Genomic DNA, 25007 nt, shown 5'->3' on the forward strand with positions numbered 1-25007 from the left:
TTGGCGATGGAAGACTTGGAACTCGAAGGTCTGCGTTTCCCGCTCGGCCGCTTTCAGCCCGCCGCGCGGCTGGGCGAGGCCGACCGGCTGCGCTTGATCGAAGCGGTCGCCGGTCTCGCGGGAACGCTGCGCGCCGCGGTGGAGCCGCTGTCCGCTTCGCGGCTCCTGACGCCGTTCCGGCCGGGCGGCTGGACGGTCGTGCAGGTCGTGCATCACTTGGCCGACGCCGACTTGAACGCGTACATCCGCTTCAAGCGCGCGCTGACGGAACCGTCGCCGCTCGCGGCGACTTTCCGCGAGAACGCGTTCGCGGAGCTCGGCGACTACCGGGATACCCGCGTCGCGGCGCCGCTCGCGCTGCTGGACGCGCTCCATCGCCGGTTCGCGCTGCTGCTGCGCGGGCTATTGCCGGAGCAGTTCGCCCGCAAGGTGACGAGCCCGACGCACGGCGCGATGACGCTCGACCAGGCGATCGAGCGGTTCGTCTGGCACGGCCGCCATCATACCGCCCAGATCGTCGCCCTGAAGGCGCGGATGGGCTGGCAAGACGGAAGCCCGTGAGCTTCGGCGGCGGGCAAGCCGTTCCGCCACCGACAGGATTGACGGCGTTCGGCAGCCGCCCCGGCACTCCATTCGCGGCCCGGCGCGGCTGCGGCGATCCGGCGATTCGGCGGCGGCGCGCGCCTTCAGCCGTCCGCTTGCAGCCGGGGATCGTTATTCGTGCCGTCCCCCCACTTGACGGCCCACTTCTCCATCTCCTTCAAGGCGTCCTGAAAACCATGCCCCTTCTCGGTCAGCGCATACTCCACCGAGACCGGCACGGTCGGGAATACGTCCCGGCGAACGATGCCGCTTCGTTCCAGATGCCGTAGCACGTCCGTCAGCGACTGCGTCTTGACGACATTCAAATCCCGGTTCAGCTGATTGAAGCGCTTCGGCCCCGACGTCAGCTCGGCGATGACGAGAAACGCCCATTTGGCGCCGAGAATTTCGAGCACGGAGCAAATATTGGTAAACCGCGATGGCTGCTGCCCCGGCTGCGATGCCGGCCGCGGTTCGGCCGCAGGCTCCCCGCCATCGTTCGAGCGCGCGTCCCGCGGTTCGGTCGACGCAGCGCCGATTTGCGGATCGTTCTTCTTCCCGTCCATCTTCTCCCACCCCTTCTATGCATTTTATCCGCCATCAACTTACTTTTAGTTAGTTAGTCAATTAAGTTGGATTAGGTCCGTTTCATTTGCCTTCTTACGAAAGGTTAGCGGCTCTATTATACTACAGCCAAGAGCAAGCTTGCCAATGACTGGAAGGGAATGAAAGCCATGAAAACCACCCCTAGCTTCGCCGTATACGCCTTGGCGTTCGGCGCGTTTTTCACCGCGACGTCCGAGCTCGTCGTCTCCGGCATCCTGAACGTGATCGCCGCCGACCTGAAGATTTCGCTGGCCGAAGCCGGCCTCCTCATTACCGCTTATTCCGGCGCGTTCGCCGTCGGCACGCCCGTCGTCGTCTCCCTGACGGCAAGGCTCGAACGTCGCCGAGTGCTGCTTGCCGCGCTAGGCGCGTTCATCCTCGGCAGCTTCGCCGCCGGCGCGAGCTCGACGCTCGCCGAGCTGCTGCTCTCGCGCATGCTGCTCGGCGTCAGCTCCGGCGTCTACCTGGTCGTCGCCTTCGGCGCCGCGGCCCGCCTCGTGCCGCCGGAGAAGCTCGGCCGCGCCATCGGGACGATCGTGCTCGGCTTCAGCAGCGCGATGATTCTCGGCGTGCCCATCGGCATCGCCGTCGCGAGCCGGCTCGGCTGGCAGGCGATCTTCCTGCTGCTCGGCGCCGTCAGCCTCGGGTTCGTCTTCCTGCTGTACCGGCTGCTGCCGAAGCTCGAAGGCGACGCGCCGGTACCGTTTCGGCGCCAATTCAAGGCGATCGGGAGCATGGTCGTCGTCAGCGCCCTCGCGCTCACGTTCTTCCGCGAATCCGGCAACTCGGTCCTCTTCACGTTCATGACGCCGTATTTGCAGCAGCTGCTTCATTACGGGGTGTCCGGCGTCGGCGCGGCGATGCTCGCCTTCGGCGCCGTCGGCGCCGCCGCCTCGCGGATCGGCGGCTACGGCGTCGACCGCTGGGGCGCCGCGCCCGTGATCGCCGCCGGCGTCGCGCTGCACGCCGCCGCGCTCCTTCTGCTCCCGCTGCTTGCGCCTTCGCCGGCCGCCGGCACGCTGCTGCTCGGCGTCGTCGTGTTCGCCATGTTCGCCGCCGGTCCCGCGATCCAAAGCTATTTTATTCAGCAGGCGCCGGAGTCGGCCAATCTGATTCTCAGCGTGAACACGTCCGTGATCCACCTCGGCCTTGCCGCCGGCGCCGGCGCGGGCGGCGCCCTGCTGGCGGAAGCGGCGACGCTCCGCTTCCATCCATGGCTGGCGGCCGGCGTGCTGCTGCTCGGCTTGGCCGCGGGGCTGTACGGCTTCGCCCGCGGCCGAAGCCTGCATCCGGCGCGGGAAGGGTAACCGCCCCGCCGGCTTTCCCGCTCCGCCTGCGGCCCGATGGCCTTCCGGCGCGCGACGCGCCTTCCTGCATCTGGTATACTGGGGCGTAGACAACCCGCCCGACGCACCGAAGGAGGCGTTCCGTTTTGTTTCAAATCATGCTCGTGGAAGACGACGCGGACATTCGGGCCATCGTGGCCGGCACGCTGCGCAAATGGCAGTACGACGTCTTCGAGCTGACCGCGTTCGAAGACGTGAAGCGCGAATTCGAAGCCCGGCGCCCGCATCTGATCCTGCTCGACATCAACCTGCCGGTGTACGACGGCTTCTATTGGTGCCGGCAAATTCGCGGCGTGTCCAACGTGCCGATCATCTTCCTTTCGTCCCGCGGCGGCAACATGGACATCGTCATGGCCATTCATATGGGCGGCGACGATTTCGTGCAGAAGCCGTTCGATCTCGAGATTCTCGTCGCGAAGGTCAATGCCCTGCTGCGCCGCAATTATACGTACCAGGAAGAGAGCCTGCAGCTCGTTCATCGCGGACTTCGGCTCAATCTGTCCAATTCCTCCGTCGATTACGAAGGCAGAACGGCGGAGCTCTCCCGCAACGAGTTCATCGTCCTCGGCGTCCTGATGCGGAAGGCCGGGACGATCGTGTCCCGCGACGACCTCATGCAGGCGCTGTGGCGCGACGACCAATTCATCGACGACAACACGCTGACCGTCAACGTCAACCGCCTCCGGCGCAAAACCGCCGAGCTCGGCTTGGACGGCTTCATCGCGACCCGCAAAGGAATGGGGTATATCGCGGAATGAACGTGCTGCGCTTCCTCCGCTACGAACGGCCGTACATTCTGCTCTGCGCCGCGACGTTCGGGCTCGTCATGCTGATCTGGTATGCGGAGCCGGGCAGCCGGCTGCGATTCGAAAGCCTCGTCTACGTCGTCGTCCTGCAATCGCTGCTCATGGCCGCTTTCTTCGGCTACCGGTATTACCGCAGCGCGCAGGCGGTCCGGACGCTGGGCGGCGAGGACGGCGAGCCGCTCTCGCTCGAGGCCGAAGCGTGCCGGGACCTCGTCGAAGAGCTGGAACGCGGCCACATCCGCGCGCTGAACGAGGTGCACGCGAGGCAGAAGGAATACTATGATTTCATCGTGTCCTGGTTCCACGAGGTGAAGACGCCGATCTCCGTCCTGCGGCTCATGCAGCAGACCGAGGTGGAGCCGCGCACGCTCGAGGAACAGCTCACCCGCATCGAACAGTACGTCGATCAGGCGCTCTACTACGCCAAGCTGGACGACTTCAACCAGGACTACGAGCTCGTCAACTGCGACTTGGAGCCGCTCGTCAAGGAAGTCGTCAGAGGCAGCGCCAAGGCGTTCATCGCCAAAAGAATCCGGCTGTCCCTCGACGTCGGCCCGGCGATCGTGCAGAGCGATTCCAAGTGGCTGCCTTATATTCTCGGCCAGCTGCTGTCGAACAGTCTGAAGTACACGCCGGCGAACGGCGAAGTCCGCATCGCGGCGGAAGCGGACGACAAGGAGAAGCGGCTCGTCATCCGCGACAGCGGCATCGGCATCGAGCCCCGCGACCTGCCGCGCATCTTCAACCGCGGCTTCACCGGCACGAACGGGCGCATCCATATGAAGTCGACGGGGATGGGACTCTATCTCGCCCAAGAGCTGTCGAAGAAGCTGGGCCATTATATCACGTGCGTCTCGGAGCCCGGCCGGTTCACGGAAATGACCGTTCACTTCCCGCGCAGCCACGACCCGTACCGGGAGATGCTGCAGCCTTCTTCCGCGGGAGTCGAATAGGCGCCGCCGCGCCGCCAGCAGGCCGACGCCGACGGCCTCGTAACCGAATCCGCGGGTTCAAAGCCGATCGCGGCGCCGTACGCAGGGGCATCGGCGATACGCCGCAAGCAGTCCCCGGCTGTCCCGCAGCGACTGCACGCCCTGACGCCGAACACCCCGGGAGACGAAGCCGTCTCCCGGGGTGTTCGCGCTTAAGCCGACCGATTCGCGATCCGGTAATACAGCTTGGCGGACGCGAGATAGAAGCCGGCATAGATGAGGAAGTAGAGCGCGATGATGCCCCACACCATGCCCTTCAGATTCGGAAAATCCTGCACGGAATCCAGAATGTACGTCTTGATGATCAGCCAGCTGTTGATCAGGCCCGGCAGCAGCGGCAGGGCGAAGACGAACAGCAGCTGCTTGCGGATGACGCTCATCATCTCCCGCCTGCCGACGCCGAGCTTGCGGAGAATCGCATACTGCCGCTGCGCCTCCGTCGCTTCGCGCAGCTGCTTGAAGTAGATGACGCCGGCCAGGGCGAACAGCGCGATCAGCGCCAGGAACGCGCTCGCGAACAGCAGCAGCGAGGAGCCTTCGATCTGCTTGGAGTAGACGTCCGCGAACGACGAATAGTACGTGCCCGGCTCCTTCGTGACGATCGCGTGCAGCCGCTTCGACAGCTCCTCCGCGTTGCCCGCGTCCGCGATATCGTAGATGATGTAGCTCGCCTTCTCCGCGCCCCCCTTCAGCTCGGCGTACTTCGCGTCGGAGACGACGAGCAGCGCGGGCTTCTTCACCATCGACGCGACGGGATCCGACGCCCAGCCGAGCAGCGCGTAATCGCGCTTCTCCGTCAGCTTGAACGTCGTCTCCGACGCGGCGCGAACGGTGAAGCGGGCGCCGCCGTCCGGCATCGCTTCCGGGAAATCCATCCCTTGGGACAGCGACACGGCTTGGTCGCCGTCCAGCCGCACCGGTTTGCCGTTGTCATGCCGGGCCGCGACGATCGCGTTATAGTCCGACGCCGAGGCGAGCAGGACGCCCGGGAAGAAGTATTCCGGATTCACGAACGCGGCGCCGGGATCCGTCACGGCCTCGGCGCGGAGCAGAGTCAGGGCGCGCTCGCCTTCGATGCCGTGCCCCGAAGACGCGATGGCCCGCTTCACGTCGTCGTCGACGGCCTTGCTCTTCGACTCGTACGCGACGTCGTTCGGCAGGTTGCGCCCGACCGCTTCGAACTGCACGGAGTAATTGATGGACACGAAGCACATGAGCAAGATCAGAACGGTGCTGAACAGCGAGATGAACGACAGATTGAGCGTATTGCCGCGGATCTGGAACCGGATCGAGGACGACCACAGCACGGTATTGCCGCCGAAATACCGCTTTCCCCGGCTCAGCCGCAGCAGCAGCCAGCCGGCGAATTGGCGGATGAACAAGTACGTCCCGGCGATGATGCCGACCGCGCAGTAGATCATCGACGCCGACGCGTAATCCGTCCAGAAAACCGACTGCTTGCCGCTGCCGATGACGACGATCGACGATCCGAGCAGCAGGACGGCAAGCATGGCCAGAACGGCCGACGTCTTGACCGGCTTCTCGGTCTTCTCCCGCGCCCGGAACAGGTCGATCAACTGCACCCGGGAGAGCAGCAGATAGCTCTGGACGGCGATCGCCGCCGTCAGGACGACGAACATCCCGATCGTCGCGAGGATGGCCGGCACGGGGAACGACAACGACACGATCTGGTCGTATTCCATCAGATTCATCAGCAGCGAGCCGAAGATTTTGGACAGCAGCCCGCCCGCGAACCCGCCCGCGACGAGCGCGGCTACGCCGAGCGCGAGCGTCTCGTACAGCAGCATGAGCAGCAGATGCCGCTCGTTCATGCCGTAGAGCATGTACAGGCCGAGCTCCTTCTTGCGCTGCCGGATGAAGAACGAATTGGCATAAAGCACGAACAGGACGATGAACGCGACGATGACGACGGACGCGATCGCGAAGCCCGTTTGAAAGTTTTGCCGGTTCTCGAGCGCGTCCAGGATATCGCCGTTGTACATGACGGACGCGAAGGAGAAGAAGATCATGACGCCGATAACCATGGCGAGCAAATAGATCGTATAGAGCCCGAAGCTGCGGCGGACGTTCTTGAGCGTCAGTTCCAGCAGGCTCATCGCGGCTTTCCTCCCAGCAGGCTCTGGGTTTCGAGAATGCGGTCGTAGAACGCGCGCTGCTGCTGCTCCCCGGCGTACAGCTCGTTCACGATCGCCCCGTCGCGCAGGAAGATGACCCGCTTGCAATAGCTCGCCGCATAGACGTCGTGCGTCACCATCAGAATCGTCGCGCCGAACTTGCGGTTCAGCTCCGCGAGCTCTTCCAGCAGCTGCGTCGCCGACCTGGAATCGAGCGCGCCGGTCGGCTCGTCCGCGAAGACGATCGCCGGCTTCGTGATGATGGCGCGGGCGCAGGCCGTCCGCTGCTTCTGCCCGCCGGACAGCTCGCTCGGATACTTGTCCAGCAGGTCGGCGATGCGCAGCGCCTGGACGATCGGCATGAGCCGCGCCTCCATCTCCCGCGGGTTCACCTTGCGCAGCGACAGCGGCAGCAGGATGTTTTCCTTAACCGTGAGCGTGTCGAGCAGGTTGTAATCTTGAAAAATAAACCCCATCCGGTTCTGCCGGAACCGGCGCAGTTCCTTCTTGCCGAGCGCGAGCAGCGACTGCCCCTCCAGCCAGACGTCGCCGCCTGTGAACCGGTCGATCGTCGACAGCACGTTCATGAGCGTCGATTTGCCGGAACCGGACGGTCCCATGACGGCGGTAAATTCGCCGGGCGCGACGGTGAGATCGATGTTCTTGAGAACCGTCGTCTTGCCGTAAGCTTTGGAAATGTTTTCGGTGCGGATGATTGCGGCCGCGTTCATGGCGTTCCCTCCCTTTCGCTACCTCTACTATAGACGGGAACGATGTCCCGCATCCATTGAAGAAGGGCTTCGCAACGTGACGTTTTTGTCACGTTGGCCTCGTTCGCGAGGACGGAGCGATCAGGCGTCGAGCGCGCGCTTCATCGCTTGCAGCTTGTCCCCCCCAGAACCGCCGCATGACTTCGCGCGCGTAGACGTCTTCCGGCATTTCCGGATGGACGGACACCGTCGTACCGCCGGATTTGGCTTCAAGCGTATAGATTTGCAGCCGCGAAGCCGGCTCCCGCGCCGGTCTTCGCCATGTCAGCCGCAGCATGCGCATGGGCTCCGCGACCGCGATCGCCCCGCCGCCCCCCGGTGCGCATACGCACCTCCAGCTCCTCGGCGAGCTGTCTGGCCGTCATGCGCCTGCCGGCGCGAAGCAGCATCAGAATGCATGTTATCGGCTTTGGACATGCGCGTCTCCCCCGCTTCTTTCCTGCGAAATCGCCGGTTGAACCCACCATAGGCGCGCCGCCGCGCCTTGTCAAGGCAGCCCCCTTAGTCCTCCATGCCAAAAAGCATCGGTCCGCGGAAAGCGGTCCGATGCTCTTCAGCCATGCAGGGAAGGCTCGCCGTCGCCGAAGCGTTAAGACGGCCATCCGGCGCCCGGCCGCGCCTTAATCCGCTCCGCGCCGCAGGATGATGAAGTCCGCCGACGATTGCTCCCTGAACCGCTGCGGAATGATCTCGTGCACGAAGTAATCCCGAAACGCCGCCAGATCGTGAAATACGTCGCGGTCCCGGATCGTTTCGACGACCTGCGGCTCGTCGCCGCGGGTCAGCCTCGTGTAGAGCACGACGACCTCCGGCCGCGGACCGAACAGATCCTTCAGCGTCGCCCGGTAATCCGCTTCGTCCGTGATATGGTACAGCACGTCGAGGCATACCGTCATGTCCGCCTCCAGGAAGCCGCGGTTCACGAACAGCCCCGGCCGGTACAGCATGAAGCTCTTGGATTCGTCGGAGGCGAACCGCTCCGCGCACATCCGCACCGCCGACGCCGAGACGTCGAGACCGAGATAGCGCGGATAGCGCATGAGCCGCAGCTGGTTGCCGTCGCCGCAGCCGAATTCGACGATCCGCCGCGCGTTATACCGGGCAACGAGGCCGTTCACGACCTCCGCCTTGAACGCGGCGAGGTCCCCGAACGATCCGCTCCCCGACGTCCCGCCGTCTTTATAGGCGTCTTCCCAATACCGGATATAATCGAACGTCATGGCCCCTCCTTCGTCATCGCGCCCCGGGCTTCAGCAGCAGCGCCCGGAAGCAGTACAGCCGCCCCCACAGGTCGGACGTGACGGCGTCCGCCGGCAGCGCGTCGTCGAACGCTCCCGCGAACTCGAATCCGCTCGCGAGCGCCGCCGCGCGGAACCGGCCGAGATCGACCGTCGGATAATCGAACGTCAGGAGGAGCTTCCCCCGCGGCTTCAAGGTCCGGTAAAACTCGCTAAGCGCCGCCCCGAAATCGGCCGGGGACAAATGCTCCAGCACCGAAATGCAGAATACCGCGTCGAAATGCTCCGCGGGGTACGGCAGCGCCGCGATGCTCGCCCGCGCCAGCCGCAGCCGCCCGAGGCTTCCCGTCCGCATGAGCGTCTCCGCGGCGCCTTTGCCGAAATCGCGGACCACCTCCAGCGCGATCTCCGTCTCGGACGCGATGCGCGGGTCCCAGTCGCACGCGTGCGCTTCCCCGCTCAGATCGGCCAAATAAAACTTGAACGGGTGCGAGATTCCGCACGCCGCGTCCAGCACGACCGCGTCGGGCTCCGCAAAGCCCGCGCACCAGGCGTATTCGTACGGCCGGCTCCACCACGGCGCGGGAAGCGGGAACACGAATTCGGCCGCGCCGGGATCGCGTTCGGTGAAAAACCGCGACGACGCCGCGTCGCCCGCGGCCGGCCGTTCGCTTGCGCGATCGTTCATCGGGCCACCTCCTCGCGCGTCTCGGCTTCCGCCGGCGCCGCTTCGCCGCCGGACCGGCGCAGCACGCCTTCCAAATACGTCTTGTTATGCAGGACCGCGGCATCCGACGGCCGGTACGCCCGCGCGATTTCGTTATGCGCGTACGCCCGCTCGTAATCGCCCAGCTTGTCGTAGCAGACGCACAGCTGCAGATGCGGCAGCCAGGTCGCGCACGCTTTGTTTTGCAGCGACCACGCCCGTTCGGGCTTCGGCGCGCTCAGCGCCGCTTCGTACCAGTAGGCCGCGATGCCGGGGCCGCCCCGCTGCAGGTGCCAATAGCCGATACGGCAGCAAAAATCCGGCCGCGGGCTGCCGTAGCGGAAGGAACGGAGCGCGGCTTCCAGCGTCCGGTCGGCCTCGCCCAGCGCGGCATGGCAGTCGGACAGCTTCCCGCAGGCGGCGATATTGTCCTCCGACCAGCCTTCCCCGGTCCCGAGAAACCGTTCGTACTGATCGACCGCGTCCTCGTAACGCGCATGATCGTACAATTCGTTGGCGTAATAGAACAGATCCCTCGGGCCGAACCGTTCGCCCTTCGCGAGCCGCTGCTCGTAGATGCGCAGATTCCGGTCGCCGTCATGCCGCGTGCTGGCGTGCGTGACGGCGATGTCGGACTCCAGGGAGACGCCGCGGACGTCCAGGTATTCATGGACGGCGCCGATCCACCGGTATTCCCGCGACCGCCTGACGAGCCGGTTGCGGCGCAGCGAGCTGGTCACCGTGCCGTATTCGTCCTTCGCCAGATGGTACTCCATGGACACCGCGTCCGTCCGGAGCGGAAGCGCGCGCTTCAGCGCAAGCAGCTTCTCCAGGTCCGGCGCGAGAAAGACGTCGTCGGCGTCCAGCCAAAGGATGTACTCGCAGGTCGCCTTGCCGAACGCGAAATTGCGCGCCGCCGCGAAATCGTCGATCCACGCGAAATCGTGCACCGCCTCGGTATAGCGGGCGGCGATGGACTTGGTCGCATCGGTCGAGCCCGTATCCACGACGACGATTTCGTCAACGGCGGCCTTCGCGGAATCGAGGCAGCGGGCAAGGACGTCCTCTTCGTTCTTTACGATAAGGCACAAGCTGATCGTGATCATGCGGACGTGCTCCTCCCCGTCAAGGAATGCGCGCGGACATGCTTCGGCCGGTCCTGCCGCCCCGAGGACGAGCGACGAGAACCGCTTGCCCGCGGCGCGCGCGGGCCGGGCTTCGGTGGGACCGGCCGGTCCGCAAAGCAACAGCCTGCTTTTTCCTCCCCTGGCGCAATGAATATTACTAATTTATGGCACATACCCATCAATATTCCATGATGCGAAGGGAGTGGTGGCATGACCGCGCGGCGCATTCTCATCGGCAGCCCCGTCCGTCAGCACGAAGAAACGCTCGCGTTGTTTCTTCAATCGTTGGCGAGGCTGCGCCAAGGGACCTGGTGCTGCGATTACGCTTTTATCGACGACAACGAGGATCCCGCGTCCGGCGCGCTGCTGCGGAACTTCGCGCAAGCCGCCGTCGCCGAAGGCCGTTCCTCCGTCAGGCTTCTGGAGCACGGCGAAGCTTCGGGCGCCTACCGGCGGGACGAGGTCACGCATTATTGGAACGACGAGCTGATCGCCAAGGTCGCCGGATGGAAAAACCGGTTGATCCGTCTGGCGCGCGAGGAGCGCTACGACGCGCTGTTCCTCGTCGACTCCGATTTGCTGCTCCACCCCGAAACCATGGAATCGCTGCTGGAAGCCGGGAAGCCGATCGTCTCCGCGATCTTCTGGACGCGGTGGTACCCGGACGGCATGGCGCTGCCGCAAGTGTGGCTGAAGGATCATTACTGGCCCTGGCAAACGGAGGGCGATCCCGAAGAAGCGCTGGCCGAGCAGGGGAAGCTGCTCGCGAAGCTGCGCGTTCCCGGCGTGTACGAGGTCGGCGGCTTGGGCGCCTGCACCCTCCTCTCCCGCGAAGCGTTGGACCACCCGATATCGTTCGACCGGATACCGAACTTGTCCCTGTGGGGCGAGGATCGGCATTTTTGCGTGCGCGCCGCTTCGCTCGGACTCGGGCTCTTCGCGGATACGCGCCACCCCGCGTTCCATATCTACCGGGACGCGGATTTGCCGAGGGCCCGGCAGTTCTTCCGCGCGACGGCGCCCGAAGAGCCCCGTCGCGCGCCGACCGTTTTCCTGAAATACGCGGGACCGAAGCTCGTGCTCTCCATGACCGTGCGCGACGAGGAAGGCCGGTATCTGGACGAAGCGCTGCGCCGGCACCGCGAGTATATCGACGCCGCCGTCGTGATCGACGACGGCAGCACGGACGCCACGGCGGAGATCGTCCGCAGCTGGCTGGACGGCATCCCGCTTCATTATGTATATAACGCGGAATCGCGGTTCGGCAACGAGGTCGAACTGCGCAAACAGCAATGGCGCGAAACGGCGAGGCTGCGTCCGGAGTGGATCCTGAACCTGGACGCGGACGAATATTTCGAGGATCGGTTCGCCCGGGAAGCGGCGGCCCTGCTCGCGGATCCGCTGGCGCACGCGTATTTGTTCCGGCTGTACGACTTCTGGAACGATACGCAGTATCGCGAGGACGCATGCTGGCAGGCCCATCTGACGTACCGGCCGTTTCTCGTCCGCTGCGTGCCCGGCTTTCCCTACCGGTGGCTGGAAGCCAAGCAGCACTGCGGCCGGTTTCCGCTCAACGTGTTCGACCCGGCGCCGACCGTTTCGGACTTGCGGCTGAAGCACTTCGGCTGGGCCCGCGAAGCCGACAGGCGCCTGAAGGCGGCCCGTTACGCCGAATTGGATCCCGAGGCGAAGTACGGATGGAAGGCTCAGTACGAGTCGATTCTCGCCGTTCCGCGGCTGATCGATTGGCAGGAGAACGAGGCGCTCCCGGCGGCGGCCGCCGCTTCAGCGATGAAATGAAGGAGTGAACCGAAGAATGGCTAACGACGATCTCAACAACGGCGGCGAACAGGACTCCGGGGCTTCGTCGCCGCGGCGCGACGCGCAACCTGTCCGCAGCGTGCGCATCTCGGCGGTCGGCTCGGGCTCGGCAGCATCGATTCCGCATACCCAGGAGCAGTTGAACCAGCTGAAACTGCTGCTGGGCCGGATGGCCGGTCTGCTTTCGTCCGTCCTCGCCGCCCCGTCGCCGGGAGGCGTCGCCCAGTTGAACGCCTTTTTGCTCGACTTCCGGGCGTGGGTGCTCGAGGTCGATTTCAGGCGAACGGAGCAAGCCGCGCTGCTCGCGCTGCTCGAAAACTACATTACGCTCGCGGAAGTCGTTCCGTTCGCGCCTTACGGCGCCGCCGTCGTCAGCGAAGACCTGCTGAACCTGATGGGCGGTCTTGTCCTGCTGTTCGACGTCTCGCCGCCGGATAAAGACGCGCTGGTCGCGCTCATTCGGGCGAACCAGCAGCAGCTCGCGACGATATTTTCGCTAATCGGCTCCCTGCCGGGCAGCCCCGGTCCGACGGGGCCGCCAGGGCCGGAGGGCCCGGCAGGGCCTGCCGGCGCGCAAGGGCCGGCCGGACCCTCGGGCGCGCAAGGTCCCATAGGTCCGACCGGGACGGGTTTCGACGGCATCACCGCTTATAACCCCCTATTGACGTCGTCGTATCCGCAAGGCCAAATCGTTTCATACGAAGGCGGCACGTTTATGGCGCTCGTTGCCGGTCCGCTCGGGCCGCCGGACGCGTCGCCGGACTTCATGGTCATCGCCGCGGCCGGCGCGGCGGGCGCGGCCGGACCGACCGGCGCCGCCGGGGCGACGGGGAACACCGGCCCGACCGGGCCGGGAGCTGGGGCCACCGGCGCTACGGGGGTGACGGGCTCCGCGGGCATCGCGGGCGCGACCGGAGCCACGGGGAACGCAGGCGCCACGGGCGCGACAGGTGCGACGGGCGTCACGGGTGATACCGGGGAGGCAGGTGCCGCGGGCGAGACGGGATCGACGGGCGCGACCGGCGGCACGGGCATCGCGGGCGCGACAGGTGCGACTGGCGCCACGGGTGATACCGGGGCGGCAGGTGCCGCGGGCGAGACGGGATCGACGGGCGCGACCGGCGGCACGGGCATCGCGGGCGCGACAGGTGCGACTGGCGCCACGGGTGATACCGGGGCGGCAGGTGCCGCGGGCGCGACGGGATCGACGGGCGCGACCGGCGGCACGGGCATCGCGGGCGCCACGGGCGCGACAGGTGCGACTGGCGCCACGGGTGATACCGGGACGGCAGGTGCCGCGGGCGAGACGGGATCGACGGGCGCGACCGGCGGCACGGGCATCGCGGGCGCCACGGGCGCGACAGGTGCGACGGGTATCGGCTTGGAAGGCGTCACGCCGTTTAATCCGGCCAACGCGCCGTCGTATCCGGCCGGACAGATCGTTACATTCAACGGCAACACGTACATGACGCTGATTGCCTCGCCGAGCGGCACGCCGGGGTCTTCGCCGGATTACGTGCTGCTCGCGGCGGCCGGGGCTCCGGGCGCGACCGGCGACACAGGAGCGACGGGCGCAACAGGTGCTGCCGGTAACACGGGAGCGGCCGGTGCTGCGGGTGCGACGGGTGCTTCTGGCGCGACCGGCCCCGCAGGGGCGACCGGTGCCGGCTTGGAGGGCGTCACGGCCTTTAACCCGGTTAACGCGCCGTCATATCCGTCCGGGCAGGTCGTTACGTTCAACGGCAGTACCTATATCGCGTTAGTCGCCGGACCAGCCGGCACGCCGGGAATTTCGCCGGAGTACCTCCTGCTCGCGGCAGCCGGAACGACCGGGGCTGCCGGAGCTATCGGCGCGACCGGAGCGACCGGGGATCCGGGAGTTGCAGGCTCAGCGGGTGCGACGGGATCGACAGGAGCGACCGGGGCGACTGGTGCCGGCTTGGGAGGGGTCACGGCTTTTAATCCGGCCAACGCGCCATCGTATCCAGCCGGGCAGGTCGTCACGTTCAACGGCAGCACGTATATTGCATTGGTTGCCGGTCCGGCCGGTACGCCGGGAATTTCGCCGGAGTACCTCCTGCTCGCCGCGGCCGGAGCAACTGGCGCCGCGGGTGCGACGGGCGCAACCGGCGATACCGGCGCAACCGGTGCCGCAGGTGCGACGGGCGCATCGGGAGCGATGGGCGACACAGGTGCCGCGGGAGCCACGGGCGCAACGGGAGCAACGGGCGACATCGGTGCCGCGGGAGCCACGGGCGCTTCGGGAGCGACGGGCGACACGGGTGCTGCAGGTTCCGTTGGTGCGACGGGCGCAACGGGAGCGACTGGCGACACAGGTGCTGCGGGTGCCGCCGGTACGACGGGCGCCACGGGAGCGACCGGCGCCGGCTTGGAAGGCGTCACCGCCTTTAATCCGGCAAATGCGCCGACGTATCCGGCCGGGCAAGTGGTCACGTTCAACGGCAGCACGTATATTGCATTAATTGCCGGACCAGCCGGTACGCCGGGAATTTCGCCGGAGTACCTCCTGCTCGCGGCATCCGGGGCCACCGGCCCCACGGGCGACACCGGGGCGGCCGGTTCCGCGGGCGCGACCGGCGCCACGGGCGACACCGGAGCGGCCGGTGCCGCAGGCGCGACCGGCGTGACCGGCGCCACTGGCGACACCGGGGCAGCCGGTTCCGCAGGCGCGACCGGCGCGACCGGCGCGACCGGCGCCACGGGCGACACCGGAGCGGCCGGTGCTGCAGGCGCGACCGGCGCGACCGGCGCCACGGGCGACACCGGAGCGGCCGGTGCCGCAGGCGCGACCGGCGTGACCGGCGCCACGGGCGACACCGGAGCGGCCGGTGCCGCAGGCGCGACCGGCGTGACCGGTGCCGCAGGCGCGACCGGCGTGACCGGTGCCGCAGGCGCGACCGGCGCGACCGGTGCCGCGGGCGCGACCGGCGCCGCAGGCGCGACCGGCGCGACCGGTGCCGCGGGCGCGACCGGCGCGACCGGTGCCGCGGGCGCGACCGGCGCGACCGGTGCCGCGGGCGCGACCGGCGCGACCGGCGCCGCGGGCCCGACCGGATCGGCCTTCACGAACGTGAACGGGTTCGCCGCGAACACAAGCGGCAGCGTCATCGCCGTCGTGCTCGGCGGCACGAATGTTGCGCTGCCGAACAATCACATCTTGAACGGCGGCATTACCGTCAACGGAGCCAACGACACGTTCACCGTTCCGGTAACGGGGAGCTACATGATTTCCTATCAAGTGAACGTCACGCTCGCCTTGTTAATGAGCACCCGGCTATTGATCAACGGAACGCCGTATACGCCTTCCATCGTGGCTCCGGCGGTCTCCTTGGCGGAATTCAACAACATGGTCATTTCGACGCTTACGGCAGGCTCCACGATCACGCTTCAGTTCTTCGGCCTGCTCGGATCGGCCGCGCTTACCGGCGGCGCCGCCGGCGCCGCTCTGACCATCGTGCTGCTCTCTTAAATCGGCGCCATGCCAAAAAAAGGCTGCAGGGGATGCAACGCATCCTCCGCAGCCTTTTTCATGTCGCCATACCCGGCTTCGTTCAATCCGCTTGCCCGTAAACCCGCAGCACCGGCAGCCAGTTCCACTGCTCGTAAAAATCGTCGACGGCGTCGATGCCCTTGATCCAGGCCTTCGCCTTCTTGGCCTCGGCGGCGGAGTTCGCGAGGAGCACGTCGGAATGGGTCCGGTCGGAACGGACCCAGCCGAGCTCGGAGGGCGGCAGGGCAACCGGCCCGAAATCCCCGCGTCCGCTCGGCGGCTTGGTAATCGCGGTCCCGCTGCCGTCCGTCAAATCGACGCGCGCGAGAAACGGCATCGGCCGCTTGCCGGGCTCGCCCGTCCAAGCGCCTTCCTTCGCCCGCGATGCGACGATCGATTCGGCTCCGTACCACGCGAAGCTCTGGTCGACGTAGCCGGCAGGCGTATACGTAGCGGGCCTCAGCGCCGGCACGGACGTCACGGTCAGCCGTTTGTTCGAGGAGGCTTCCCGGCCGATCCCGGCGATATAGGCCAGCCGATCGCCGGATTGCGGCCCGGAAACCGGAGACCAACGGTACCACTGCTCGTTGTGCGCCATCTGATCGACCGGCAGAAACGTCTTGCCGTCCGACGAAAGCACGCACAACGTATTGCCGTCGGCCGACAAGGACGCCGTCGGCGTCGCCAGGAACGCGATCCAGCGGCCGCTCGCGGACCATTTGAACGCCGTCGTGCCGACGACGATCAGATCGTTGATCTGCTTCGGGAGCACGTAGAGCGGCTCCTCCTGCACGGGATCCGCCGTCCCCGAAGGCAGCAGGATCCGCGCGATCGTGACGGGGGTCCAGCCGTCCGGCTGCAGCTGGGCGGCCGTGGACACGAGAAACCCGCTTCCGTCCGGCAGCCAGCCGAAGTTGCCGATGCCCGCCGCGATTTCCGCCGGCTCGTCGCCTTCTTCCGCGCCGACCGCGTACAGCTTCTCGTCCCGGAGGTACGCGAGCCGGTCCTTGGCCGGCGACCACTGGAAGCGGCTGCCGCCCTCGGGAGCCGCGAGATGCGCGTTGCCCGAGGCGGCTTCCGCTATCCACAGCTGCCGTTCGTCTTCGCCCGCGTTATAGGCGATCCAGCGGCCGTCCGGCGACCAACCCGGGTTGCGCGCGAAGCTCCCGTCGGCCGTCAGGCGCCGTTCCCGGCCCTGCTCTTCGACCCACAGCGCGCCTCCGCGGACGAAGGCGGCCTTCTGCGCGGCTCCCGCCGGCCCCGGCAGCAGGACGCTTTCCGAGCCGGACGATCGGCTCGGTTCCGCCGCTCCTGCGGCCAGCGGAATAGCGAGCAGGCAGACGCCCGCCGCGACGATCGCGACCCGCGAGCAGAACCGCCTCGCGCCGCGAAAGGTGAATCCGTCCATTATGCACGACCTCTTTCCTCCGGGCTCTAGTCGCGAACGCCGCCCGGCAGCTTCAGTATGTGCCAAATTGCGCCAATTTATCGAACGCGGCCTGGCACGCGCGCCCAGCCGGGCACATACATTAAAACCGTCAGGGCATTAGCCCATGCGGAGAGACCCATGCGGATAGAAAGGCGGAGATGCATCATGGCAGTGTCCTATATGGATTTCACCTCCCCGAACGTACAGTTCACGTACGATCTGAAAAACAACAATGTCTTCACGAAGGACTCGCGCAATCTCATCGACGCGCTCGGCATTCAGCAGCTCAACACGCTCGGCAACGTCTCGCTGCTCGACATTTTCCTCAGCACGGGCAACGTCGTCGAGCCCCACATCCACCAGAACGCCTCCGAGCTCGTGTACTGCATCGCGGGCGCGGCGGTCGTATCGTTGATCAATCCGTTCACGAAGCAGCTGCTGAATTTCCCAATCGCGCCGGGCCAGGTCGCGAACGTTCCCCAAGGCTGGTGGCATTACGAGATCGCGACGGCCGACAATACGCATCTGCTGGCGATCTTCGACGCTCCGGTGCCGGAGGTCATCCTGGGCTCGGATCTGCTCCGCTTGACGCCGGCCAGCGTGTACGCCCATACCTACTGCCTCGACGAAGCGACTTGGAAAGCCGCGGTCGCGCCGATCACGAATTCGGTCTTCATCGGACCGCCCGTCGGCTGCGCCAACAATCAGGTCGCGGGGGCGGCCGCGGCGCCGCAGCACGCCGGCTATCACCGCGGCCAAACCGCGGGAGTCATGGCCGGCCCGTCCAATGCCGGCGTCCCTTATCAACAGCAGCCGTACGCCCATCGGGAGCGCCCCGCTTACGGTTACCCGCAGTTCCCCGGCTCCGGTCCGCACGGCGGCTGGGGTTACGGTCACTATAATGGCTAACAGGAGGTCCGCGACATGGCGCAAGATCAACCGAATAACGTGAATCCGGCGGCGTTCGTCCCGCAGCCGTACCGGGTCAGCGACGGCTTCGGCGGCCCGGACTACGGTCCGCGCGACGTGATGCGCGACAGGGAAAACATCAACATGCTCATTCCTCCCGCCACGGATAACGGCCTGCTGCCGAACTTGAAAATGTCCTTCTCGGATACCCACATGCAGCTGAACAAAGGCGGCTGGTCCCGTGAGATCACGGTGCGCGACCTGCCGATCGCCACGACGCTGGCCGGCGTCAACATGAGCCTTCGCCCCGGCGGCGTGCGCGAGCTGCACTGGCATCAGCAGGCGGAATGGGCCTTCATGATCTGGGGCTGCGCCCGCGTCACGTCGGTGGATTGGCAGGGCCGCAACTTCATCGCGGACATCGAACAAGGCGATTTGTGGTATTTCCCCGCGGGACTGCCGCATTCGATTCAAGCGTTGGCGGGCGGCTGCGAGTTTCTGCTCGTCTTCGACGACGGCAATTTCTCGGACTTGAACACCCTGTCGATTTCCGATTGGTTCGCCCACACGCCGAAGGACGTCCTCGCCGCGAACTTCGGCATTCCGGAGGAGGCGTTCGCCGGCATTCCGAAAAGCCAAGTGTACATTTATCAGGATCAGGTGCCGGGCTCGATCGAGAGCCAGGAGGTTCAATCGCCGTACGGCACCGTGCCGCTTTCGTTCAAGCATTCCTTGCTCGCCCAGGAACCGATCGTAACCCCCGGGGGTACCGTCCGGATCGCGGATTCCGGCAATTTCCCGATCGCCAAGACGATCGCCGCGGCGCTCGTCGAGATCAAGCCCGGCGCGATGCGCGAGCTCCACTGGCATCCCAATAACGACGAATGGCAGTATTACTTGTCCGGCCAGGCCCGCATGACGGTGTTCGGCGGCAACGGCATCGCGCGGACGTTCGACTACCGCGCGGGCGACGTCGGCTACGTGCCGTTCGCGATGGGCCACTATGTCCAAAACACGGGCACGGACACGGTCTGGTTCCTCGAAATGTTCAAGGCGCCGCGGTTCGAGGACGTCTCGCTCAATCAATGGATGGCGCTCACGCCGCATCAGCTCGTGCAGTCCAACCTCAACGCGTCTCCCGAGCTCATGAACGCGCTGCGCAAGGTCAAGTGGCCGGTCGTGAAATACCCGCAGCGCTGAACGCCTCGCATGCCCGCCTTCTCATAGCCGAACGAAAAACACCCTCCGTCCGGAGGGTGTTCGCATGTCTGATCGGGGACGCCGAACGGCGAAGCGTTCCCGTCCGTCGCGGCGCCGCTTAAGATTCGACCGCCGCCGGTTTGGCGCGGCCCGCGGACGCGAAGCGCTGCAGCAGGACGAGCACGACGAACAGCGCCATGCAGCCCGCGGAATAGCGGTACATCACCGCGTAATTCGAAGCCGAGGAGATCGCGCCCAGTACGATCGCGCCCAGCGCGACGCCGAAGTCCGTCGAGTTGTAAAACATGCTGTTCGCGGTGCCGTACTGCTCCGGCGAAGAAGAACGCAGCATCCATGCCTGGATCGTCGGCTGAATGGCGCCGAACCCGACGCCGTAGAGCAGCGCCGACAGGATGAGCATCGGCATCGCGTGCGCGTTGGAGAGCAGCGCCATGCTCGCCGCCACGAACAAGCCGGCCGGCAGGAGCACGGCCGCATGGCCGCGTCTGTCGAAGAGCTTCCCGGAGAACGGACGAACGAGAATGATCGTGATCGCGTTGAACAGGAAGAACAGCCCCACCTGCCCGATATGCACATAATCGCCGTACAGCGCGAGAAAGCTAAGCAGGCCGCTGTACGTGACCGAGAGCATCACGTTCAGCAATACCGGGAAGATCAGCTTGCGGTTGACGCCGCGCGGGGCATGCGGTTTCCGCTCTTCGGCAGGCTTGTCCGGCCGGGCCGCGGCTTCGTCTTGGCGCTTGGACCTGGCGAGCCACAGCACGGGGAAAATCAGCACCGAGGCGATCAGCCCGAGCATCGTGAGCTCCGCGAAGCCCGCCTGCTTCATGACGTTCAATCCGATGGAAGGCCCGATCGACATCGCGAGGCTCGTCGACAAGCCGAAGTAGCCGATCCCCTCGCCCATCCGGCCTCGCGGAATAATGCGGGAGACGAGCGTCGGGAGGATCGTGCTTGCCATCCCGAAGCCGATGCCATAGCCGATCCGCAGCGCGAGCAGCGTGCCGTACGATCCGGCCGCCGTGTACAGCCCCGTGGCCGCCGCCGCGATGACCAGCCCGGCGAGCAGCAGCGTCATGCGCGGCACCCGCCGCATAAGCGCGGCCGTCGCGAACCGCGACACGATCGCCGCGAGCGCGAAGACCGACGTGACCAGGCTGACCTGTACGTTGCCGGCCTGGAATTCCTCCTTGACATAGGACGGGAAAGAAGACAACAGCATTTGCAACCCTAGAAATAATAGAAAAAAGCAAGCCGTCAAGGCGATAAACGGCCTTGTCCATAACGCCGCCGTTTGCGGTTCTCGCTGCATGTTCATCGCTCCATTACGCATGTATTTTCGTAGATCCGCTCGAACGGAACCCGGCGCTAGTCAGTCTCCGGCTCCGCGCCGCAGTCGAGCTTGCCGCCGATATGACGTTGTATCCGCTGCAGAAGCTCCATGACCGTCTCGTATTCCGCTTCCGAGATGCACTGCATGACGTCCGCCGTCACGCTGTCCTCGAGCGGCGTCGTTTCCCGGATAAGCGCTTTGCCCGCGTCCGTGCTGAAGACGACGTACGACCGGCGATCGTGCTCGCCTTGCTTTTTATAGATCAAGCCCTTCCTCTCCAGATGGTCCAGAATCCGGGTCGTCGTCGGCTTGTCCTTGTACGTACGTTCGGCGATTTCCTTCTGGATCAGCCCCTGCGCGCGGTCGATCTGGTTCAGCGCCGACCACTGCTCCGGCGTAATCCCGTAAGGGCCGAGCCGATGCTGGAACAGCGCCGCCAGCTTCCGGTGCGTGACGCCCATCTCGAAGCCGATCGGCAGCCGGTTCGGGTTCTTCCATTCCTCGCTCATCCGACGGATCACCCCGCTTCACAAAATAGTTGTTTAGACAACTATATGACAGGCAACTCATTCTGTCAATCCGGTTCGGCGGCTGTCCGTCCGCATCCGCCGCGCCGTACTCGCGCCGAATGCTCGGACGGCAACCGCCGATGCGCATGTAACGAGCGAACGGGCGGCGGCGTGACGGAAGAGCGCGGCCCGTCCATAAGAAAAAACCGCTCCGGAAGGAACGGCCGCGCAAGGACAGCCATGACAGCCGTCCATGCGGATATTCGGAATGCCGGCGGCTTGCCTTCTTCGCCCGGTCACGGCCGATGCGCGGGATCGAGCATCGCCCGCACTTCGTCCTTCATGGCGCGGAGCGACCGCCCCGCGAGCCGGGCCAAGTCGTCCGAGACGAACCGCATGTCCGCCAGCCCCAGCATGCCGTACACGGGACTAGCCATGGCCGCGTTCGTCCGATAGACGACCCGGCGCCCGGCCGCCTGCCCGATCGCCTGCGCAAGCGTTCGCGGAGTCCACGTGTTCGGCGGGACGAGCTCGTACGTCCGTCCGGCGTGGCCGTCCTCCGTCAGCACCGACGCGGCGGCCGCGGCCAAATCTTCGCGCGCCGCCGTATTGAACGTCCACGCGCCCGGCGGGCTCCACAATTCTCCGCTCGCCGCCGCTTCCCGGACGCCGAGCATCTTGAGTACGTCCATATAATACGCGTTGCGCAAGAACGTGAAGCGGAGCCCCGATTCCCGGATCAGCCGCTCGGTCCGCAGATGAAGCCGGTGCAGCGGCAGCCGCCCGCGTTCCGCGCGGAAGATGCTCGTATAGACCACCTGGCGGACGCCGGCCCGGCGGGCGGCCTCGATCGCTCCCGCATGCTGGCGCAGCCGAGTCGCGTCGTCCGGATTCGGCGAGGAGATCAGCAGCAGCTTGTCGGCTCCCCTGAACGAAGGCGCCAGCGATTCCGGGACGTCGTAGTCGCCGTATCGCGCTTCGATGCCGCGGCGCGCCCAGTCATCGTCCGCGAACGGGTTTCGGGCGCTTACGGACACATCGGGAGCGGGCACGCGGTAAAGCAGCTCGCGAAGCACATGCCTTCCTAACTGTCCCGTCGCGCCCGTAAGTACGATTTTCATCCGAACAATCATCTCTCCTCCATAGATTGTTAAACGTTTAACTACTAGGGCGGACAAAACGGCCTACGGACCGTCTTGACGCAATTTGCGCAGCAGCGCCAGCAGCTGTCTCATCTCGGCTTCGTCCAATCGCCGCATGCCGTCGGCAACGGCTGCCCGATTCCCGGGCAGCAGCTCCGTCAGCACGCGCTGCCCTTCCGGTGACAGCTCGATTCTGCGCTTCCTTCCGTCCTCGGGATGGCTCGAGCTGCGAATGTAGCCGCTCTGCTCGAGCGGCAGCAAAAGCACGCTGACGTTCGCTTTCGTCACGCCGATCCGGCTTGCGAGCTCCGACGGCAGAATCGTGCCGCCGGCCTTGGCGATTTCGACGAGCATGCGCATGCGCGCGCCGTTCATGCCGTTCGACGCCCAATATTTCTCGGATACGGCGACCAGCTCCGCGGTCGTCTCGACGAGCGCGAAGAACGCCTGGGTTTCGAGCGGCTGCTCCGTCACATACTTCCGTAGCTCTAGCTCCGACATGCGCTCCCTCCAACTAGTTAAACATTTAACTAATTATACTGTATGCCATTTCCAGCTACGTTGTCAATCGGGTCCGCCGCGCATCCGAACGATCGCATGCCTGCCGAAGCTGGCCATACTGAAACGTAACGAAGCCGCCGCGGATCGAAATCATGGCCTTGTCCGCGCGGCGGCATTGAAGCGAGGAGCGATCGACGATGTATTTGGACGCTATCACCCGGCACTGGCGCGTCTTCATGACCGAAGCCGGCTTCCCGGAGGCGGCGGACGCCAAGATCACGAACACGGCGAAGCTGACCGGACTGGCCGGCGGCTGCCTGCTGGAATTCGAGAAGGACGGCCGCCGGTATCACCTGTATGATTTGCCCTGCGGCGCGCCCTCGGGAATCCTCGAGCTTCACCGGCTCGACGAGGGATACGAACCCGCTAGCTTGGCCGCCGTCTTCGGTCTTGGCGAAGCCCGCGCGGCCGCGCTCGGCGATGCCGTCGGCGCTTTCCTGCGGCGGCATTATGACGGCATGCAGACCGCCGTCGACGCCGGCCGCGGCTTGGCGCACGCGAAGGCGCGCATCCGCGCGGTCCGCCTGGCGCGGTGGCGTCCGGCCGACTGAGCGCTGGGCTTGCGCGCCGGGACCCCTGAACTATTTTCCGATTGCCTCGAACCGTTTTCGCGCTTCGGGCGTTTCTCTGTGTGGATGACCCACTACCCAAGGAGGAATGAAGATGAACGGAAAACGATTGGGGCGGCTCGGCCTGCTGCTCGCGCTCTGCTTCGCCATGCTGGTGCCGGCAGGCGTCTATGCCGCCGACACCGCGGCTCCGGCCGCGACGACGGATGCCGGCACGGCCGCCAAGCTCGGCCTGCTGCTCGGCGACGGCAACGGCGTGGACGCCGCGTATTTGGCCAAATCCGCGACGCGGATTCAAGCGGCGATCATTTCGCTGCGCCTGCAAGGCCGTTTGACGGAAGCAACCGCCTACCAAGGCACGGACAATTTCGCGGACGCGGGTTCCGTCGGCAAAAGCAACCAGGCGGTGCTCGCCTTCCTGAAAGCGCACCCCGAGCTCGGCTGGAACGGCACGGGCGGCAATACGTTCATGCCGCTCGCGAACATCAGCTCCCAGCAATTGTACAAAGTGCTGCTCGAAGCGCTCGGCTACCGCTCCGGCACCGACTTCGACTACGCGAAGACCGAATCTTTCGCCGCCGGCAAGGGACTGGATCAGATCGCCGGCACCGCCTCCATCACGAACGCGCATATCGCCACGGCTTTGATCGAAGCGCTCGCGGCGAGCGCGTCCGACGGCATGCCGTACATGGCGATGCTGCAAGCCTCCGGCGTGCTGCCGGCCTCGGCGGCGCTCCCGGGCGGCGAACGGATCCGCCTGCACCGCGACGCGAAGCTCGGCACGCTCTTCACCGACAAGGCGGGCCGCACGCTCTACTTCTTCACGAAGGACGCGCCCGATCCGAACAGCTGCACGGGCGACTGCCTGAAATCGTGGCCGATCTACAACGGCGGCGCGGACCTGCAAATCCCGGCGACGCTGAACGCCGCCGACTTCGGCGTGCTGCAGCGGACGGACGGCACGACGCAAACGACGTACAAAGGCTGGCCGCTGTACTATTTCGCCAAGGATCAGAAGGCCGGCGACACGCTCGGCGAAGCCGTCGGCGGCGTCTGGTTCGTCGCGAAGCAAAGCTACGCCGCGATGCTCGGCACGTCGGCGACGCTCGGCAATTATTTGACGGACGCCGCGGGACGCACGCTCTATTACTTCGATAAGGATACGCAAGGCAAGAGCAATTGCGCGGGCGATTGCCTCGCCAATTGGCCGGCCTATACGGCCTCCGGTTCCGACCTGCCGACCGGCGTGAAGGCCGCCGACTGGGGCACGATCACCCGCGCCGACGGCAGCAAGCAGTCCACGTTTAAAGGCTACCCGCTCTATTATTTCGTCAAGGACGTCAAGCACGGCGATGCGCTCGGGCAGAACGTCGGCGGCGTCTGGTTCGTGGTCGACCCGGTCAAATTCGCCGGCACGACGGCGCCGGTGCCGAAGACGTACCATATCGACATCAAGAACTACTCGTTCGGCTCCGGACCGCTCACGGTGGAAGCCGGCTCGAGCATCGTCTTCACCAACTTCGACGACATGAAGCACAACGCGGTGGCGGTCAACGGCGCCTTCGCCCTCCCGCTCCTCGCGAAGGGCGATTCGTACACGATCACGCTCGGCAAGCCGGGCACCTATGACTATTATTGCGAGCCGCACAAGGCGTTCATGACGGGTCAGATCATCGTCAAATAATGACTTGCAA

The 25007-nt window shown here is 65.7% G+C and carries 21 protein-coding genes; 10 read left to right on the plus strand and 11 right to left on the minus strand.

What is annotated here, in order from left to right; all coding sequences use genetic code 11:
• The first annotated feature begins 6 nt into the window (after window positions 1-6).
• The gene (locus tag BMZ79_RS16675; protein ID WP_090641808.1) at window positions 7-561 is read left to right on the plus strand and encodes a YfiT family bacillithiol transferase; all 555 of its coding nucleotides are present in this window, start codon (window positions 7-9) and stop codon (window positions 559-561) included.
• A gap of 125 nt (window positions 562-686) precedes the next feature.
• On the opposite strand, the gene BMZ79_RS16680 is transcribed toward BMZ79_RS16675, so the two are convergent.
• On the minus strand, window positions 687-998 hold the full coding sequence (locus BMZ79_RS16680; RefSeq protein ID WP_256252814.1) for a winged helix-turn-helix transcriptional regulator: 312 nt from the start codon (window positions 996-998) through the stop codon (window positions 687-689).
• A 318-nt stretch (window positions 999-1316) separates the two neighbouring features.
• Here BMZ79_RS16680 and BMZ79_RS16685 point away from each other — a divergent pair, with 318 nt between their 5' ends.
• From BMZ79_RS16685 to BMZ79_RS16695, 3 genes are all read left to right on the plus strand, one after another.
• On the plus strand, window positions 1317-2495 hold the full coding sequence (locus BMZ79_RS16685; RefSeq protein WP_090641811.1) for an MFS transporter: 1179 nt from the start codon (window positions 1317-1319) through the stop codon (window positions 2493-2495).
• A gap of 137 nt (window positions 2496-2632) precedes the next feature.
• The gene (locus BMZ79_RS16690; protein ID WP_371263736.1) at window positions 2633-3292 is read left to right on the plus strand and encodes a response regulator; all 660 of its coding nucleotides are present in this window, start codon (window positions 2633-2635) and stop codon (window positions 3290-3292) included.
• On the plus strand, window positions 3289-4293 hold the full coding sequence (locus BMZ79_RS16695) for a sensor histidine kinase (protein WP_090641814.1): 1005 nt from the start codon (window positions 3289-3291) through the stop codon (window positions 4291-4293). Before BMZ79_RS16690 ends, BMZ79_RS16695 begins: the two co-directional genes overlap by 4 nt.
• Before the next feature lie 191 nt (window positions 4294-4484).
• On the opposite strand, the gene BMZ79_RS16700 is transcribed toward BMZ79_RS16695, so the two are convergent.
• The 5 genes from BMZ79_RS16700 to BMZ79_RS16725 form a co-directional block, all read right to left on the minus strand.
• On the minus strand, window positions 4485-6449 hold the full coding sequence (locus BMZ79_RS16700) for an FtsX-like permease family protein (protein WP_090641815.1): 1965 nt from the start codon (window positions 6447-6449) through the stop codon (window positions 4485-4487).
• Window positions 6446-7198, minus strand: coding sequence for an ABC transporter ATP-binding protein (locus BMZ79_RS16705; protein WP_090641817.1), 753 nt, complete (start codon window positions 7196-7198; stop codon window positions 6446-6448). Before BMZ79_RS16705 ends, BMZ79_RS16700 begins: the two co-directional genes overlap by 4 nt.
• 659 nt (window positions 7199-7857) lie before the next feature.
• Window positions 7858-8457, minus strand: a complete 600-nt coding sequence (locus BMZ79_RS16715; protein ID WP_090641821.1) for a methyltransferase domain-containing protein — start codon at window positions 8455-8457, stop codon at window positions 7858-7860.
• 13 nt (window positions 8458-8470) lie between these two features.
• Window positions 8471-9163: a class I SAM-dependent methyltransferase gene (locus BMZ79_RS16720; RefSeq protein WP_090641822.1), complete on the minus strand. Its 693-nt coding sequence runs from the start codon at window positions 9161-9163 to the stop codon at window positions 8471-8473.
• Window positions 9160-10287: a tetratricopeptide repeat-containing glycosyltransferase family 2 protein gene (locus tag BMZ79_RS16725; RefSeq protein WP_090642170.1), complete on the minus strand. Its 1128-nt coding sequence runs from the start codon at window positions 10285-10287 to the stop codon at window positions 9160-9162. The genes BMZ79_RS16720 and BMZ79_RS16725 overlap by 4 nt, the downstream gene beginning before the upstream one ends.
• A 231-nt stretch (window positions 10288-10518) precedes the next feature.
• On the opposite strand from BMZ79_RS16725, the gene BMZ79_RS16730 reads away from it, so the two are divergent.
• Both BMZ79_RS16730 and BMZ79_RS35500 read left to right on the plus strand, forming a co-directional pair.
• The gene (locus BMZ79_RS16730) at window positions 10519-12108 is read left to right on the plus strand and encodes a glycosyltransferase (RefSeq protein ID WP_090641824.1); all 1590 of its coding nucleotides are present in this window, start codon (window positions 10519-10521) and stop codon (window positions 12106-12108) included.
• A gap of 16 nt (window positions 12109-12124) precedes the next feature.
• Entirely contained in the window at window positions 12125-15619 is a 3495-nt protein-coding gene (locus tag BMZ79_RS35500; protein ID WP_090641825.1) for a BclA C-terminal domain-containing protein, read from the plus strand.
• A gap of 82 nt (window positions 15620-15701) precedes the next feature.
• On the opposite strand, the gene BMZ79_RS16740 is transcribed toward BMZ79_RS35500, so the two are convergent.
• A complete protein-coding gene (locus BMZ79_RS16740; protein WP_090641827.1) occupies window positions 15702-17048 on the minus strand; it encodes a TolB family protein in 1347 nt (448 codons plus the stop codon).
• 186 nt (window positions 17049-17234) lie between these two features.
• Here BMZ79_RS16740 and BMZ79_RS16745 point away from each other — a divergent pair, with 186 nt between their 5' ends.
• Together BMZ79_RS16745 and BMZ79_RS16750 are read left to right on the plus strand one after the other, a co-directional pair.
• Window positions 17235-17978 (plus strand): cupin domain-containing protein, encoded by a 744-nt coding sequence (locus tag BMZ79_RS16745; protein ID WP_090641828.1) that lies wholly within the window; start codon window positions 17235-17237, stop codon window positions 17976-17978.
• Between the two features lie 15 nt (window positions 17979-17993).
• The gene (locus BMZ79_RS16750) at window positions 17994-19178 is read left to right on the plus strand and encodes an oxalate decarboxylase family bicupin (protein WP_090641830.1); all 1185 of its coding nucleotides are present in this window, start codon (window positions 17994-17996) and stop codon (window positions 19176-19178) included.
• 118 nt (window positions 19179-19296) lie between these two features.
• Here the strand turns inward: BMZ79_RS16750 and BMZ79_RS16755 are convergent, their stop codons facing one another.
• The 4 genes from BMZ79_RS16755 to BMZ79_RS16770 form a co-directional block, all read right to left on the minus strand.
• A complete protein-coding gene (locus BMZ79_RS16755) occupies window positions 19297-20532 on the minus strand; it encodes an MFS transporter (RefSeq protein ID WP_371263730.1) in 1236 nt (411 codons plus the stop codon).
• Between the two features lie 35 nt (window positions 20533-20567).
• Window positions 20568-21041, minus strand: a complete 474-nt coding sequence (locus BMZ79_RS16760) for a MarR family winged helix-turn-helix transcriptional regulator (protein WP_090641833.1) — start codon at window positions 21039-21041, stop codon at window positions 20568-20570.
• Between the two features lie 296 nt (window positions 21042-21337).
• On the minus strand, window positions 21338-22162 hold the full coding sequence (locus BMZ79_RS16765; protein ID WP_177222170.1) for an NmrA family NAD(P)-binding protein: 825 nt from the start codon (window positions 22160-22162) through the stop codon (window positions 21338-21340).
• Window positions 22163-22225: 63 nt separating this feature from the next.
• A complete protein-coding gene (locus tag BMZ79_RS16770; protein ID WP_090641837.1) occupies window positions 22226-22684 on the minus strand; it encodes a MarR family winged helix-turn-helix transcriptional regulator in 459 nt (152 codons plus the stop codon).
• A gap of 197 nt (window positions 22685-22881) precedes the next feature.
• Here BMZ79_RS16770 and BMZ79_RS16775 point away from each other — a divergent pair, with 197 nt between their 5' ends.
• Entirely contained in the window at window positions 22882-23295 is a 414-nt protein-coding gene (locus BMZ79_RS16775) for a hypothetical protein (protein ID WP_090641839.1), read from the plus strand.
• 112 nt (window positions 23296-23407) lie between these two features.
• Window positions 23408-24997, plus strand: coding sequence for a plastocyanin/azurin family copper-binding protein (locus BMZ79_RS16780; RefSeq protein ID WP_177222171.1), 1590 nt, complete (start codon window positions 23408-23410; stop codon window positions 24995-24997).
• The last annotated feature ends 10 nt before the right edge of the window (window positions 24998-25007 follow it).

The organism is Paenibacillus sp. UNC496MF (assembly GCF_900113915.1).
In the GTDB taxonomy this organism is placed as follows: domain Bacteria; phylum Bacillota; class Bacilli; order Paenibacillales; family Paenibacillaceae; genus Paenibacillus_Z; species Paenibacillus_Z artemisiicola.

Excerpts from the sequence above, each read along its gene's own strand:
- BMZ79_RS16740 (WP_090641827.1), bottom strand. The coding sequence starts at position 17,048 with ATGGACGGATTCACCTTTCGCGGCGCGAGGCGGTTCTGCTCGCGGGTC.
- BMZ79_RS16760 (WP_090641833.1), bottom strand. The coding sequence starts at position 21,041 with ATGAGCGAGGAATGGAAGAACCCGAACCGGCTGCCGATCGGCTTCGAG.
- BMZ79_RS16690 (WP_371263736.1), top strand. The coding sequence starts at position 2,633 with ATGCTCGTGGAAGACGACGCGGACATTCGGGCCATCGTGGCCGGCACG.
- BMZ79_RS35500 (WP_090641825.1), top strand. The coding sequence starts at position 12,125 with ATGGCTAACGACGATCTCAACAACGGCGGCGAACAGGACTCCGGGGCT.
- BMZ79_RS16780 (WP_177222171.1), top strand. The coding sequence starts at position 23,408 with ATGAACGGAAAACGATTGGGGCGGCTCGGCCTGCTGCTCGCGCTCTGC.
- BMZ79_RS16730 (WP_090641824.1), top strand. The coding sequence starts at position 10,519 with ATGACCGCGCGGCGCATTCTCATCGGCAGCCCCGTCCGTCAGCACGAA.
- BMZ79_RS16725 (WP_090642170.1), bottom strand. The coding sequence starts at position 10,287 with ATGATCACGATCAGCTTGTGCCTTATCGTAAAGAACGAAGAGGACGTC.
- BMZ79_RS16775 (WP_090641839.1), top strand. The coding sequence starts at position 22,882 with ATGTATTTGGACGCTATCACCCGGCACTGGCGCGTCTTCATGACCGAA.
- BMZ79_RS16770 (WP_090641837.1), bottom strand. The coding sequence starts at position 22,684 with ATGTCGGAGCTAGAGCTACGGAAGTATGTGACGGAGCAGCCGCTCGAA.
- BMZ79_RS16685 (WP_090641811.1), top strand. The coding sequence starts at position 1,317 with ATGAAAACCACCCCTAGCTTCGCCGTATACGCCTTGGCGTTCGGCGCG.
- BMZ79_RS16675 (WP_090641808.1), top strand. The coding sequence starts at position 7 with ATGGAAGACTTGGAACTCGAAGGTCTGCGTTTCCCGCTCGGCCGCTTT.
- BMZ79_RS16750 (WP_090641830.1), top strand. The coding sequence starts at position 17,994 with ATGGCGCAAGATCAACCGAATAACGTGAATCCGGCGGCGTTCGTCCCG.
- BMZ79_RS16755 (WP_371263730.1), bottom strand. The coding sequence starts at position 20,532 with ATGCGTAATGGAGCGATGAACATGCAGCGAGAACCGCAAACGGCGGCG.
- BMZ79_RS16700 (WP_090641815.1), bottom strand. The coding sequence starts at position 6,449 with ATGAGCCTGCTGGAACTGACGCTCAAGAACGTCCGCCGCAGCTTCGGG.
- BMZ79_RS16720 (WP_090641822.1), bottom strand. The coding sequence starts at position 9,163 with ATGAACGATCGCGCAAGCGAACGGCCGGCCGCGGGCGACGCGGCGTCG.
- BMZ79_RS16695 (WP_090641814.1), top strand. The coding sequence starts at position 3,289 with ATGAACGTGCTGCGCTTCCTCCGCTACGAACGGCCGTACATTCTGCTC.
- BMZ79_RS16705 (WP_090641817.1), bottom strand. The coding sequence starts at position 7,198 with ATGAACGCGGCCGCAATCATCCGCACCGAAAACATTTCCAAAGCTTAC.
- BMZ79_RS16745 (WP_090641828.1), top strand. The coding sequence starts at position 17,235 with ATGGCAGTGTCCTATATGGATTTCACCTCCCCGAACGTACAGTTCACG.
- BMZ79_RS16715 (WP_090641821.1), bottom strand. The coding sequence starts at position 8,457 with ATGACGTTCGATTATATCCGGTATTGGGAAGACGCCTATAAAGACGGC.
- BMZ79_RS16765 (WP_177222170.1), bottom strand. The coding sequence starts at position 22,162 with ATGAAAATCGTACTTACGGGCGCGACGGGACAGTTAGGAAGGCATGTG.